General features: G+C 66.4%; 16 protein-coding genes. 5 read left to right on the forward strand and 11 right to left on the reverse strand.

Translation table 11 applies throughout. The annotated features are described in order from the left end of the window. On the forward strand, positions 1–318 hold a 318-nt coding region (locus tag AC4D2R_RS17035; RefSeq protein ID WP_490941286.1), incomplete at its 5' end, for an SDR family oxidoreductase. Positions 319–519: 201 nt separating this feature from the next. Here AC4D2R_RS17035 and AC4D2R_RS17040 read toward each other — a convergent pair. Continuing rightward, positions 520–990, reverse strand: a complete 471-nt coding sequence (locus AC4D2R_RS17040; protein WP_490941287.1) for a nuclear transport factor 2 family protein — start codon at positions 988–990, stop codon at positions 520–522. Between the two features lie 148 nt (positions 991–1138). Further along, a complete protein-coding gene (locus AC4D2R_RS17045; RefSeq protein ID WP_490941288.1) occupies positions 1139–2044 on the reverse strand; it encodes an alpha/beta fold hydrolase in 906 nt (301 codons plus the stop codon). 247 nt (positions 2045–2291) lie between these two features. On the opposite strand from AC4D2R_RS17045, the gene AC4D2R_RS17050 reads away from it, so the two are divergent. Both AC4D2R_RS17050 and AC4D2R_RS17055 read left to right on the forward strand, forming a co-directional pair. Next, positions 2292–2699 (forward strand): YciI family protein, encoded by a 408-nt coding sequence (locus AC4D2R_RS17050; protein WP_490903455.1) that lies wholly within the window; start codon positions 2292–2294, stop codon positions 2697–2699. Between the two features lie 5 nt (positions 2700–2704). After that, the gene (locus tag AC4D2R_RS17055; protein ID WP_490941289.1) at positions 2705–3847 is read left to right on the forward strand and encodes an RNA polymerase sigma factor; all 1143 of its coding nucleotides are present in this window, start codon (positions 2705–2707) and stop codon (positions 3845–3847) included. Between the two features lie 21 nt (positions 3848–3868). Here the strand turns inward: AC4D2R_RS17055 and AC4D2R_RS17060 are convergent, their stop codons facing one another. After that, positions 3869–4282, reverse strand: coding sequence for an arsenate reductase ArsC (locus AC4D2R_RS17060; protein ID WP_490941290.1), 414 nt, complete (start codon positions 4280–4282; stop codon positions 3869–3871). A gap of 72 nt (positions 4283–4354) precedes the next feature. Beyond that, positions 4355–5254: a metalloregulator ArsR/SmtB family transcription factor gene (locus tag AC4D2R_RS17065; RefSeq protein ID WP_490941291.1), complete on the reverse strand. Its 900-nt coding sequence runs from the start codon at positions 5252–5254 to the stop codon at positions 4355–4357. Between the two features lie 29 nt (positions 5255–5283). Here AC4D2R_RS17065 and AC4D2R_RS17070 point away from each other — a divergent pair, with 29 nt between their 5' ends. Then, positions 5284–5991 carry an aquaporin gene (locus AC4D2R_RS17070; protein WP_490941292.1) on the forward strand — a complete coding sequence of 236 codons (708 nt, stop codon included), beginning with the start codon at positions 5284–5286 and terminating at the stop codon, positions 5989–5991. A gap of 89 nt (positions 5992–6080) precedes the next feature. On the opposite strand, the gene AC4D2R_RS17075 is transcribed toward AC4D2R_RS17070, so the two are convergent. Further along, positions 6081–6692, reverse strand: a complete 612-nt coding sequence (locus AC4D2R_RS17075; RefSeq protein WP_490941293.1) for a DNA alkylation repair protein — start codon at positions 6690–6692, stop codon at positions 6081–6083. A gap of 99 nt (positions 6693–6791) precedes the next feature. Between AC4D2R_RS17075 and AC4D2R_RS17080 the strand changes: the two genes are divergently transcribed. Beyond that, complete coding sequence (locus AC4D2R_RS17080; protein WP_490941294.1) at positions 6792–7712, forward strand: ribonuclease Z; 921 nt, start codon at positions 6792–6794, stop codon at positions 7710–7712. A gap of 75 nt (positions 7713–7787) precedes the next feature. Here the strand turns inward: AC4D2R_RS17080 and AC4D2R_RS17085 are convergent, their stop codons facing one another. The 6 genes from AC4D2R_RS17085 to AC4D2R_RS17110 all read right to left on the reverse strand — a co-directional run bounded on the left by AC4D2R_RS17085 (position 7788) and on the right by AC4D2R_RS17110 (position 13065). Continuing rightward, positions 7788–8681, reverse strand: a complete 894-nt coding sequence (locus tag AC4D2R_RS17085) for a potassium channel family protein (protein ID WP_490941295.1) — start codon at positions 8679–8681, stop codon at positions 7788–7790. A gap of 91 nt (positions 8682–8772) precedes the next feature. Then, positions 8773–9540 (reverse strand): peptidase M56 family protein, encoded by a 768-nt coding sequence (locus AC4D2R_RS17090; RefSeq protein WP_490941296.1) that lies wholly within the window; start codon positions 9538–9540, stop codon positions 8773–8775. Next, a complete protein-coding gene (locus AC4D2R_RS17095; RefSeq protein ID WP_490941297.1) occupies positions 9537–10136 on the reverse strand; it encodes an RNA polymerase sigma factor in 600 nt (199 codons plus the stop codon). The genes AC4D2R_RS17090 and AC4D2R_RS17095 overlap by 4 nt, the downstream gene beginning before the upstream one ends. A 315-nt stretch (positions 10137–10451) precedes the next feature. Further along, positions 10452–11348, reverse strand: coding sequence for a dihydrodipicolinate synthase family protein (locus AC4D2R_RS17100; RefSeq protein WP_490941298.1), 897 nt, complete (start codon positions 11346–11348; stop codon positions 10452–10454). 89 nt (positions 11349–11437) lie between these two features. Continuing rightward, entirely contained in the window at positions 11438–12340 is a 903-nt protein-coding gene (locus AC4D2R_RS17105; RefSeq protein ID WP_490941299.1) for an EamA family transporter, read from the reverse strand. Next, entirely contained in the window at positions 12337–13065 is a 729-nt protein-coding gene (locus tag AC4D2R_RS17110; protein ID WP_490941300.1) for a B3/B4 domain-containing protein, read from the reverse strand. The genes AC4D2R_RS17105 and AC4D2R_RS17110 overlap by 4 nt, the downstream gene beginning before the upstream one ends.

Genomic DNA, 13065 nt, shown 5'->3' on the forward strand with positions numbered 1-13065 from the left:
ATCAACGCCGTCAGCATCCCCTTCACCGGAGGTGCGATCTACGGCATGAGCAAGGCCGCCCTCGTCGGCTTCACCAAGGGCCTGGCCCGCGACCTCGGGGCCCGCGGCATCACCGCCAACCTCCTGCAGCCCGGCCCGATCGACACCGACGGCAACCCCGCCGACGGCGAATCCGCCCACATCATGGCCGGCATGACCGCCCTGAAGCGCTTCGGGACCCCCGCCGACGTCGGAGCCCTCGTCGCCTGGATCGCCAGCGACGCAGCGAACTACCTCACCGGAGCCACCATCTCCAACGACGGCGGCTGGACCGCCTGACACCCCCACAAACCCGGACCAGGGCACCCCGCCCCGGCCCGGGTTGTGAGGAGCCCGCCACACTCACCGCAACCATCGTCTTTGACGACCAAATACGCGAGGGGAAGATTTCACAGCCGATTGCTGACGGTGCACCCTCAGCCGCTTCCCCTTGGAAGTTGCAGGTGGATGGTTCTGGCCGCCCGAGCGTGAGGGTCCTTCCTACAGTCCGAGCCCCGTCAGGTCGGGGTGCTCGGCTGGGCGGGGCCCGGAGCGGTCCCAGTGGAACAGACGGTCGGCTTCGTCAATGACCTGATCATTGATGCTCGCATGCCGGTGCCGCATCAATCCCTCGGGCGTGAATTCCCAGTTCTCGTTCCCGTGGGAGCGGAACCACTGTCCCGACGCATCGTGGGATTCGTAGACGAAACGGACGGCAATACGGTTCTCCGTGTAGGCCCACAGTTCCTTGATGAGGCGGTACTCATGCTCGCGGCTCCACTTCGCGGTGAGGAATTTGACGATCTCGTCGCGGCCCTGGAGGAAGGTATCCCGGTTACGCCACCGGCTGTCCACCGTGTAGGCCAACGATACCTTCACCGGATCGCAGGTGTTCCACGCATCCTCGGCTTTGCGCGCTTTCTCAACAGCGGTCTCAAGAGTGAACGGGGGCAATGGAGGGCGCGTTTCCATGGTCTTCTCCTAAACAAAGACAATCTGAGGCATGTGATTGCAGGTATGGCCGGCCTCCATCTCCAGGAATCAATCAGCCGAGCATCGCCGGTGAGGCCTTCAGCGGCGCCCCGTCATCGCCCTCCAGCCGGTTAGGTCCTCCGAAGGGTCAGGCCACTTTCCGCCTGAGGAAGTCCCTGATGAGACCGGCGATTTCGTCTCCATGGGTTTCAAGGGCAAAGTGGCCTCCGTCGAGCAGGTGCAGTTCGGCGTCGGGCAGGTCGCGGAGATAGGCCTTGGCCCCCTCGGCTCCAAAGATCGGATCGTTCTTCCCCCAGGTGATCAGGGTCGGCGGGAGATGGGTGCGGAAGTACTCCTGAAACCCCGGGTAGAGATCGAGGTTGAACTGGTAGTCCCAGAACAGCTGCAGCTGGATCTCCGTATTGCCCGGACGCTCCATCAGGGTCTGATCCAAGGTCCAGGTCTCCGGCGAAAGGCGGTCCAGGCGGTCCTCCGGAACCCCGAAGGTGTACTGCCATTTGGTCCGCTCCGGCAGGAAATACTTCCGCACGCCGGCCTCGTTGGCGGGGCGGTCCTTGGCGTGGGCGAACAGGATGTCCCAGAACGGGGTGAACCCCTCCATGTAGGCATTCCCGGACTGCACCAGCAGGGCACTCACCCGCTCCGGCTGGGTGCTGGCAATGCTCAGCCCGATGGGCGCGCCGTAATCCATGATGTACACGGCAAACTTTTCCAACTTCAGCTGATCCACGAACTTCACGGTGATCTCGGTCAGGTGCTTGAAGGAGTATTCGAACCCGTTGACCTGCGGCGCATCCGAGAACCCGAAGCCGATCATGTCCGGGGCGACCAGGTGGAAATCCGCTGCCAGGTCCGTGATGAGCCGGCGGAACATGTGCGACGAGGTGGGGAAACCGTGAAGCAGCAGGACGGTGGGGTTGGCAGGGTCTCCTGCCTCACGGTAGAACACCGTGTGCCCGTCGACCCGCGTGGTGTGCGTACGGGTAACGCGCGCGGAGAGGTCCGGTGGAGCCACACCGTCAGTAGTCGTCATCGAAGTTCGTCCTTCCCAGCCGTCAAGAGACCACCTGAAGTGCAACGCTGGCAGGAACGGAGAGGGCAGTCAACGATATGGCGCCCGCACGGGTTTTATGACACCACGCTCCTTCCCGACGCCGCACTCGGCTTCTGGAAACTGGCTCGGAAGTTTCCCGTTGCAAATGTCGAGAACCTTCGCGCTGCTTCGTCCTTGGAGTGAATACGGCCACAATGGGCTGTGTCACAACGTCAAGGAGACCACGATGGCCAAGTACTTGCTGCTGAAGCACTACCGCGGTACGCCGGCAACGGTGAACGACGTCCCGATGGACCAGTGGACGCCCGAGGAGATCTCGGCCCACATCCAATACATGGACGACTTCGCCGCCCGGCTACAGGACACCGGAGAGTTCATCGACGGACAGGCCCTCTCCCCCGAGGGAACCTTCGTCCGCTACGACGGCGAAGGGCGCCCGCCTGTCACCGACGGCCCGTTCGCGGAGACCAAGGACCTCATCGCCGGATGGATGGTGATCGACGTCGACAGCTATGACCGCGCGCTCGCCCTGGCCGGTGAGCTGTCCGCGGCTCCGGGCGCCGGCGGGAAGCCGATCCACGAGTGGCTGGAACTGCGCCCTTTCCTGTCCATGCCTCCCACTGTCACGGAGTAACACCCATGGATGAGGTCCTCCTGCGGACCCTCACTCCCGAGGTGATCGCGGTCCTCGTCCGCCGAGGAGCTGACTTCGCGTCGGCCGAGGACGCGATGCAGGAGGCCCTGGTCGAAGCCGTCCGGATCTGGGCGGAGGAACCACCGCGGGATCCGAAGGGCTGGTTGGTCACCGTCGCCTGGCGAAAGTTCCTTGATGCTGTCCGTGCAGATACTTCGCGGCGTCAGCGGGAGCAGCGCTTCGAGGCCGAGCCCTCCCCCGGACTGGGAGAGGCATCGGACGACACACTCCAGCTTTACTTCCTATGCGCCCACCCGTCCCTTACCCCGTCCTCGGCGGTTGCACTTACGCTGCGTGCTGTCGGCGGCCTGACGACGGCGCAGATTTCCCGCGCCTACATGGTTGCTGAAGCCACGATGGCGCAACGCATCAGCCGGGCCAAGCGGACCCTCTCAGGGGTCCGGTTCGACCAGCCCGGTGACGTGGGCACGGTGTTGCGGGTCCTCTATCTCGTCTTCAACGAGGGGTACACGGGTGAACTCGACCTCGCCGCCGAAGCGATCCGCCTGACGCGCCAGATGGCGGCTCGAATCGACCACGAGGAGGTGGCGGGGCTGCTCGCGCTCATGCTGCTCCACCACGCTCGGCGTCCTGCGCGCACCCGCGGCGACGGCAGTCTCGTGCCGCTTGCGGAGCAGGACCGCGGCCTCTGGGATACCAGGCTGATCGCCGAAGGTGTCGACCTTCTGCAGAGGACCCTGGCCCGTGACCGCCTGGGCGAGTATCAGGCCCAGGCGGCGATAGCCGCGCTCCACGCCGACGCGGGGTCGGCCCAGGAGACCGATTGGGTGCAGATTGTCGAGTGGTACGACGAGCTGGTGCGGCTCACGGACAGCCCGGTGGCGCGGCTCAACCGGGCCGTCGCTGTTGGCGAGGCCGACGGGCCGCTGGCAGGCCTGGCCGCCCTGGCGCAGCTCGACCCCTCCCTCCCCCGCCACACGGCCGCCGTGGCGTACCTGCACGAGCAGGAGGGTGACTTGGTGACCGCTGCGCAGCTCTATGCGGCGGCGGCCCAGAAGGCCCCGAACCTCCCCGAACGCGACCACTTGACGCGCCAGGCCGCCCGGCTGAACGCCGCAATCCGCTAAGCGGCGCCTATGCGCTTTTTCTCACCGAGACCCGGCCGGAAGCAGCTCGGACAGCAGCTTCTCAATGCGGGTCTTAATGTCGTCACGGATTGGGCGGACTTCGTCAAGGGACTTGCCCTTGGGATCGGTGAGCTCCCAGTCTTCGTAGCGTTTCCCCGGGAAGACCGGGCAGACGTCGCCGCATCCCATGGTGATCACGACGTCGGAGTCACGGACCTGCTCGGTGGTCATCAACTGCGGGACAGCCTTTGAGATATCGATGCCCTCCTCGGCCATCGCCTGAATCGCCATTGGATTGATCTGGTCACCGGGCTCAGAGCCACCGGAGCGGACATCGACGGCCCCACCGGAGAGCTCGCGCATGTAGCCCGCGGCCATCTGGGAGCGGCCCGCGTTATGGATGCAGACGAAGAGCACTGTTGGTTTGTCGGTCATGGGAGTTCCTTACTCTCAGTTACCCAAAGCATAGATGTACATCTATGTATCGGCCAGCAGCGGCGCAGCTTTTCACCGGGGGCTCATTTCGAGCGAGGTCAGCAACTCCCGCACGCGGGCCTCGATGTCATTCCGGATGTCGCGGACCCGCGCCAGCGGAAGGCCCACCGGATCCTCGAGGTCCCAGTCGAGATAGCGCCGCCCCGGATACACCGGGCAGGCGTCCCCGCACCCCATCGTGATGACGACGTCGGCCGCGCGGACCACCTCATCGGTGAGCGGCTTAGGGAATTCACCGCCGATCGGCACACCGATCTCATCCAACGCGGTGACGATCACGGAGCGCACGGCGTCCGCCGGGGCCGACCCCGCGGTGCGCACACGCACCCGGTCCCCCGCGAGGTGGCGCAGGATGCCCGCCGCCATCTGTGACCGGCCTGCGTTCTGCACACAGACGAACAACACTTCGGGCACCCGGTCCGGTCCCGGCAGACCCTGCTTCGCCAGCGCCGAGAGCCTGTCGGCGGCGAAGCGCGAGGTGCGTGAGGAAAGGCGGCGGGCGGCCCCGGCGCCACCGGCGAGCAGGGCGTGGCTTTCCCGGACATAGCGGGCGACGGTCTCCGGGGCGAAGGTGCCGGCGAACCGTCCGGCAAGGTCGGTCGAAATGCGATCGAGCACAGCATCGGTCACCGGCGTCTCCTGTTCGCCCTTGAGCACCTCCACTACGCGGTCCGCCTGGCCTGGGGGAATTGAGTACCAGACCCTGCGGCCTTCCGGCTCCCGGTCCAGGAGGCCCTCCTCCAGCAGGGCACGAACATGGTGACTGACTGTAGGCTGCCGAAGTTTCAACTCGGCCGCCAGGCTGCCGACCTGCCGCTTGCCGTCCGGGCTGTCCATGATGAGCGACATGATCCGCGCGCGCGTCGGGTCGGCGAGCAGTCGCAGTTCGGCAGCCGTTCCCGGAATACGCATAGATGGCAGTCTATGCATATGCTGGCCCGGTGACCACTCTTCCCGCAGCCACCTTCCGCCGCGCCTCCGCCGAACTGGTCGGTTCCGCCGCCCTCGCGGCGATGGTGGTGGGCTCCGGCATCGCCGCCGCCGGCCTCTCCAACGACGCTGGCCTTCAGCTTCTCATCAACGCTGTCGCGACCGCCTTCGGGCTCTTCGTGCTCATCACCGTGCTCGGCCCGCTCAGCGGCGCCCACCTGAACCCGCTCGTGTCCATCGTTGACTACGCTTTCGGACTGCGCAGCCGGCGCGACCTCGCCCCGTATATCGCAGCGCAGGTCATCGGCTGCATCGCCGGCAGCGTCCTCGCGAACCTCATGTTCGACCTTCCGGCCGCTGCGTGGAGCACCACCGGCAGGATCACCCCCGGCCACCTGATCGCCGAAGTGGTTGCCACCGCGGGGCTGATCTTCGTCATCTTCACCCTCGCCCGCACCGGCCGCGCGCATTTCGCCGCGGGAGCCGTAGCCGCCTACATCGGTTCCGCCTACTTCTTCACAAGCTCCACCAGCTTCGCCAACCCGGCCATCACCATCGGCCGGATGTTCACCGATACCTTCGCCGGCATTGCCCCCGGCTCCGCGCCCCTGTTCATCGGAGCACAGGTTCTCGGCGCACTTGTCGGGTACACCTGCGTCAGGTTCCTCACCTCCCGCGCCCCCGTTGACACGGCGGAAACCGCTCTGGCGGCTCACTGACACTACGGCGGTCTCGACCCGGTCGGGGCGCCACCCGATCCTCCCAACGCTGCCCTGATCGGCGGAATCAGCACACCACGAGAAGTCCCCTAGGTGCCGATAGCTCTCCGGACGAGGTGGATCGCCTCCTCCACCTCCTCGACCCGCCCGTCCTGTGCCCCCGTCACCAGCCGTACGGTGCGCCGAAAGGCGGCCTCATCGCCGTCCCCCCTCCGGAAGGCGGGCAGATGGGCGAGCACCGCAGCGCGGCGCAGCCACGCGTCGTTAGACGCCGCCCACCGTTCGAGGACCGCCCGGGCCCGCAGGGCGTCCTGCCCGCCGAGCCGAAGGAGAAGGGGCCCGACGACGTCGACCGCCAACGGATCCGCGACATCGCGCAGGGGTGCCGAGCGCAGAAAGCCCTCGATGCGTGTGAGATCAGAGGAACGGAGCAAGGCAAGGTTCGACTGCAGCAGCACCACCGCCGCGAGCCGGCGCTCAAAGACGGGCCGGGACCAGAGCTCGGATGCGAGGGCCGTGACCTCGTCGTGGGAAAGCCCCGGATAGCGTCGGGCGGCATTGCGGATGGTGCCGCGGACCGCCCCCACTGACGCCCCGTAGTACCCGAGCACGCTCCCGAGGCGCCGTTCGTAATCCTCCGCGCGCTCCCAGGTGCTTTCGTACTGAAGGGACTCGTCGATGAAGTCGGCGGCGTCATTCATGCCTTCAACCCTAGGGCGTGCCAGCAAGGCCGGGTGCTGCCCTTCCGCTCGGCGGCGAGGACCGTCGCGCCGGCACCCGCGCGGTGGCAGACTGGGGCGATGCGTGAGCTCGTCGTCCTCGGTACTGCCTCCCAGGTTCCCACCCGGACGCGCAACCACAACGGGTACTTCCTTCGGTGGGAGCGCCAGGGGCTTCTTTTCGACCCGGGCGAGGGAACGCAGCGCCAGATGATCCTCGCAGGAGTATCGGCGAGCCGCATCACACGGATCTGCCTCACGCACGTGCACGGAGACCACTGTTTGGGCCTGCCCGGGGTGCTCTCCCGGATGGTGCTCGACGGCGCCGGGCACCCAGTCCATCTCCATTACCCGGCGTCGGGTGAAGATGTCGTCCGGTCGCTGGTATCGCTTGCGACCCCGGGACTGGACCTCCGGTTCCACCCCCACGGGACCGCCGGGCCGATCGCAGAGGATCTTGAGGTGCGCCCCCTGCTTCACCGCATCGAGGCTTACGGGTACCGGCTGACCGAGCCGGACGGCCGGAGCTTCGTTCCGGACCGGCTCGCGGCCGCCGGCATCGCCGGACCCGACGTCGGGCACCTTCAACGCGCGGGAAACCTGCGCGGAGTACGGGTGGAGGATGTCAGCGTGCACCGGCCGGGCCGGCGCTTCGCGTTTGTGATGGACACCGCACCGTGCGCGGGCGCGGAGGAGCTGGCGGAAGGCACCGACGTGCTGGTGTCCGAGTCCACGTTCAGCGACAACGATGTCGCTCTCGCGGAACAGTACCGGCACCTCACCGCCGGTCAGGCCGGCGCCCTGGCGGCCAGCGGCGGCACCGGAACGCTGGTACTGACGCACTTTTCATCCCGGTACGACGACGTCGAGGAGCTGGCCGCGCAGGCCCGCGCCAAGGCGGGGGCCGCGACCGTCATCGCTGCCGCCGACCTCGACCGGATCCCGTTTCCACAACGCCGTGGCCCGGACGTCATCAGTGGTTTGGCCAAAGCCCCAAGCTGATCGCTACGGGGTATGGACCCCCAACGGCTGGTTCAGCCACCTGGGAATCCCACCAGGCAGCATTCGCGCCTGGGGTTAAGCCGGGTGCGAGTCGCGGACCCGACGGTGTCGGTGGTGCGTCGTGTAGCTGTCGAAGACCGCCGATGAGGTATCCCCCGGATGCCCAAATTTTCCGCGAAGGACCTCAGCGAGATCCTCTAGTGCTGCATGTAGCATCCGTCCGGCGAAACGGAGTTCCCTGTCCTCGCTGCGTCGGGCCTCGCCCGCCAGTTCCTGGGCGTAGGAGATGATTTCCGGGAGGGATCCCCTCTGTTGCACCTCATGGAAGTAGTAGCTTTCGTAGAAGGTCAGCAGATCAATGCTCACCGAGGCGACGTGTCGGGCCAGTGACTCAAGGAGCCCGGCAGCATGACGGGGATCGAGTGAGGAAAGTCCTTCCGGACCGGTTGCTTCCCTGAAAAGATTCAGGTCGTGGGCGAGAACCCGGCGTCGGCTGAGAGCCGGGTACATCTGCAGAATCCAGGAGACCGTCGCAGTCAACAGCCCGAAACCGGTGACGGCCTGGAACGCAGTGAGCAACCGAAGCACTGCACTTCCCGCTACGATCTCGCCGAAACCCACGGTGGAGAGCGTGACCATCGAAATGTATACCGCTTCCGCAAGGCCCCCCTGCTGTGGCACGCCGTCGGCATAGATGAAACCTTCGGGCAGGTGCGGCAGGTATAGGAAAGCCCACCCGACAACCGCCAGGCCCGCCCACGCGCCGATGACAGCGGCCATCGCTAAAGGTGCTGCGACTGCGGAGGACTGCCCCCTCACCCTTCGTGAAAAGAGCCAGAACCCACGCATCATGGCCCGGCACACCGGCCCCGACCCGTGAGGGTAGAGGAGCGTGTGGAAAACGTCTGTGAGCATCAGCAGGATGAGCCCTGCCCCCGCCACAGACCAGAGTGCGTCGGAGATGTCCATGCCTCATCTTAGGGACCGTCCTGCCTCGAGCCGTATGAGGGCACCGGCGTGTGAATCCTGGCACAACAGCCCAAGAGCGGGGGCGTTCGGGTTACGGATCTCCTGCGGTGCCGTCTCCTATGATGAATTCGCCGATGACGGTTCTCCCATCGGCGTCATACACCGGCACCGAGAAGGTCTCGCCTTGGTGGGCCTCCTGCCAGGCGAGTGCCTCTTCGGGGCTCTTGAAGTCCGGCTGGACGTCGAGGTCCGCCGGGTAGGCATAGCCCTGCTTCCCCGTCGTGGCGATGACCGCCACGAGGTCCGGCGAGCCCTGCTCATTCGCGACGCCGTAGGTCTGACCGTTCTCGTTCACCGCCCATTCCGTGGCGGTCTGGTTCACGTAGGTGGCCTTGAGCCGGTACCGAACGTCCGGGGCGCTGGTGCGGATCTCGGTCGAATGTTGTCCGGGGCTCAGCGGCAGCGCGTAGAGGGCCGGCGGCGAATCGACGTCTTTGATGGTGCATCCCATGGACGCCCCGTCCTCCCAGTACAGGGTGCCGGCGCTCAGGCAGGTCAGCTCCGTGGAGATGTGGGTTGCGCCGTCGGGCGCCGGCCCGAGATCCACGGTGTGCGTTCCGGTGTGGACGCCCTCGGCCGGGGCGGCAAGTTTCGTGGTGATGTCCCCGCCGGGGAGGGTAAGGAATCCGGCCGCTGCCGCACCGACCCCGCCGGCCAGGCCTATGCCGGCGAAGATCCCCGCTCCGACCCACCAGCGGTGACGCCGCAGGGCCCGGTTCGGTGCGGCGTCGTTCACGCGGCGCACCAGGACCGCCCGCAGCCCCTGGCTGAAGGTTTCCTCCATGCGGTGCGGGCTCATGGCCTTCCCTCCTCGACGAGATGAACTGGGGCGGCAGCGGGCCGTATCGGCAATTCGGCCTTAACCCGGCGCCGGGCCCGGTGAAGCCTGGTCTTCGCCGCTTCCGGCGTCAGCTTCAGGAGCCCGGCGGCCGCGGCTATGCCATATCCCTCCAAAACCACCAAGGTGAACAGCTGTAGATCCACCGGCTTGAGCGCCCGCATGGCAAGGGCCAGCTGCTCGTCGAGGCCCTCCAGCGGGTTCTGGTTCAGGTATTCATCGGCCGGGTCCGCTGCCGACGGCGAGCGCGGGATGGCGGCGATCAGGCGCCGATACCGCCCCGTGGAGCGGCGCAGGTTCATCGCGCACTGGGTGGTTGTCACCAAAAGCCACGGCAGCACCGACCGCTCGACCAGGGTGACCTTTTCCCTGCGCCGCCAGAGCTCAAGGAATGCTGTCGCGCTCACATCCTCGGCGTCCGGCCGGCTCCGCGTCATGCGCAGCGCATGACGGAACACCCGGTCATGGTGCCGGTCGAACAGGACACCGAAGGCGTCACCGCTGCCCTTCAGGCTCCTCGACCACAGGCCTGTATCGTCAGGATTCTTTTCCCCCATACCCTGTAGTGTCCGCCCGGCCGTGGAAAGTTACACCCAGCGGCACAAACTTTCGGAAAGAACCGTCGGTTCCGGGCCACAGCTCCGAGTGAGGGGTGAAAGCACGTCCTCTCCTCGGAACGCTCCCTGAAGTGCCACAACCGAGCGGGTGTAGGTAACAACGATGCCTGGTGGGCACGGGCATCAAAGGGGTTCCCGATAACCCCTGACAATTATTTTCAAAGGGATTCGCGAAGAAAACCCGAGAAACGGCACGCGTCGAGTCTGAGGATTACTAGCCACACTTTCGTTTGGAGCGGTTCCGCCGCCCGTGAGCTAATCGAAGAGCCCCAGGTCATCGAGGACCTCGGAGACGCGCACTCGCTGAGTCTTGTTCAATCCCTGAATGGGCAGCGGGAGGCTGTTGTCCGGGGCGAGTCCCAGCAGTTCAGCGATCGCGGCGACGACGCGGATGCTTCCGCCGTATTCGGTGAAGAGCTGCCACAACGGAGTGAGCCGTTCGGACTCGGCAGCGGCGTCGGCGATCCGCCCTTCCTCCACGGCCCGGGAAAGTCGCAGGGCAAGGACCGGCAGGGTTCCTCCAATGACGGAGTACCAGGTGTCGCATCCCGCAGCCAGTCCCGCAACCGCTGCGGCGTCTCCGGACACCCCGATCGTCACATGCGGAGGGATGACCGACCGGATCTCGTTGATGCGCGTCCGGGTTTGCTCGGGAGCCGCTGGAACGGCGGGGATCTTGATCGATGCAATCCCGGGCAACGCCGCAATTCGTCCGTATTGCTCGGTTGTGAAGGTGAAGCGGGTGGTGCCGGGGTTGTCGTAGACGACGACGGGCAGCGGCGAGTATTCGGTGACCGTTCTGAAGAGGTTGAACACGTCGTCGTCGGTAAGGGGCTGATAGGTCATCGGGGCGAGCAGGAGACCCGAGGCTCCCGCCTGCTGCGCCTGGTCGGTGTTCGCGAGTATCTGCGATGTCCGCAGCGCCCCGACGCCGACAATGACCGGGGTCTGCCCAGCGTGCTCGACCGCCAGGTGGGCGACGCGGGCACGCTCCTTGGCGCTCAAGTACGCGTAGGAGCCGGTGGAACCGAGCGCAGTGATGGAATCGACTTTCGCGTCGCTCAGCCGTGCCACCAGACGGATGAAAGCGGGTTCATCCACCGCATCGTCAGCGAGCGGGGTGAGGGGAAAGGCGCTCAGACCAGTGAACATCTGCTGACTCCATTTCTAATGCCGGCTGCCACCGGCGGTACTCTGCCGGCGGCACTCGTGCCGCTGACGGGTATCAGCCACGCCACGGACTACCCGACGGGGTCGGCTTCGTTCGGGATGGATGGGTGCTGGACAGTTCCTCTGCGGCGGCCTCCTCGTTGCGCGGCGGCGCCGGCGAGGACAACGAGGAGGATCCCCAGCAGTTGAACAAGTGAGGGTTGCTGGTGCAGCACAATCAGCCCAAGGAGCAGCCCTATCGCCGGCTCAAGCGCCATCAGGGTTCCGAAGGCGTTGGCCGTCATGCGCCGCAGGGCGAGCATTTCGAGCGCGAATGGCAGCACGGGCAGGAGGAGGGCCAGTCCTGCTGCCACCGCGAGGATCTCGAAGCTCAGGTGTCCTGCCGCCTGGGGAACCCCAACGAGGGCAGCGGTTACCGCGGCCACGGGGATGGTCAGGGAGAGGGACGAGATGCCGCTGAAGCGGTCCCCGACGTGTTGGCTGAGCACGATGTATAGCGCCCACCCGATGGCGGCGAGTCCGGCATAGAGAAGGCCGATTGGGTTGACTGTCCCCTGCCAGGGCTCGGTCAGCAGCACCACTCCGCCCAGCGCGACGATCGGCCAGATCAGGGCGCGCGAGCTGTGGCTGCGCACCGCGGCGACGGTCAGAGGGCCGAGGAACTCGATGGCGACCGCGGTGCCCAGCGGAATGTATTCGAGCGCGGCGAGGAAACCGACAGTCATGAGCCCGGTCATCACTCCCAGCCCAAGCAGCACGGGAACGTCACGGCGGCGCACCTGGCGCAGCGGCGGGCGGGCCAGAACCAGGAAGATCAGCGCTCCCATGCTGAGCCGAAGCCATGCCGTGCCGGCGGGTCCGACCGACCCGATTAAACCCACGGACAGCGCCGAGCCCAGCTGCACCGAGAGCATCGCCGCTACAGCGAGCCCCCATGGTGGGACGGGAAGCCGTGCGGGAGCGCGGCCGGTCATGGCTCGATCCCGGACCCGATGCCGGGAGCTACCAGTCGGCGGGTGATCTGAACATCCGGGCCCAGCCGGGTCAGATGCGCCGCGAGATCGTCCGCCGCCGCGAGCAGGGCGTCATCGGTGAGGGGTGCGAGGGCATCGAGGATAAACAGCGCCGCTGTGGTTTCGTCGGTGAGCTGAGTGCGCCGTCCCTGCCGCCAATTCCAGCGCCGGCAAGTCACGCCGGCGTCATCACGCCACACCACTTCCCCGGGGTCGGGATGCTCGGTGACGGGCTCACCGTTACTGGCGGTGTCGAAGGGTTCCTGTCCGGTTGCGCGGACCAGCGCCGGCGGCCCGGAATAGCGCATCAGGTCCTCGCCGCCGAGCGGGACCTGGTGCAGCACCGAGACGGCGTTGTAGATGTCGGTCAGCCGATTCACCCGGGGCAGCCCGGACGCCGCCCGGCGCAGGAGTGCCTCCAAGCTGTTGCGGGTGCGGTTCGGTTTCGCCCCGAACCCCTGGTACGCCTCACGCCACGCTGCAACATGTGGCAGTCTGTCGACGGATTGATCCGTGAGGGCTTGTCGTGCGGTGGTCTCCGCCGTTTCGAGCAACTCCTCGCTGTAAGCATCGCTTGGGCCGGGGACGAGTCCGTCGGCGGCCACCAGCAGCGCCCGGTAATCGGGGCGCAAAGAAAGCACGGCGGCATCCACCCGGGCGCCGTCGAGGAATCCTTGAAGTTCCAT

The sequence above is a fragment of the Arthrobacter sp. TJ-217 genome, from assembly GCF_058269255.1.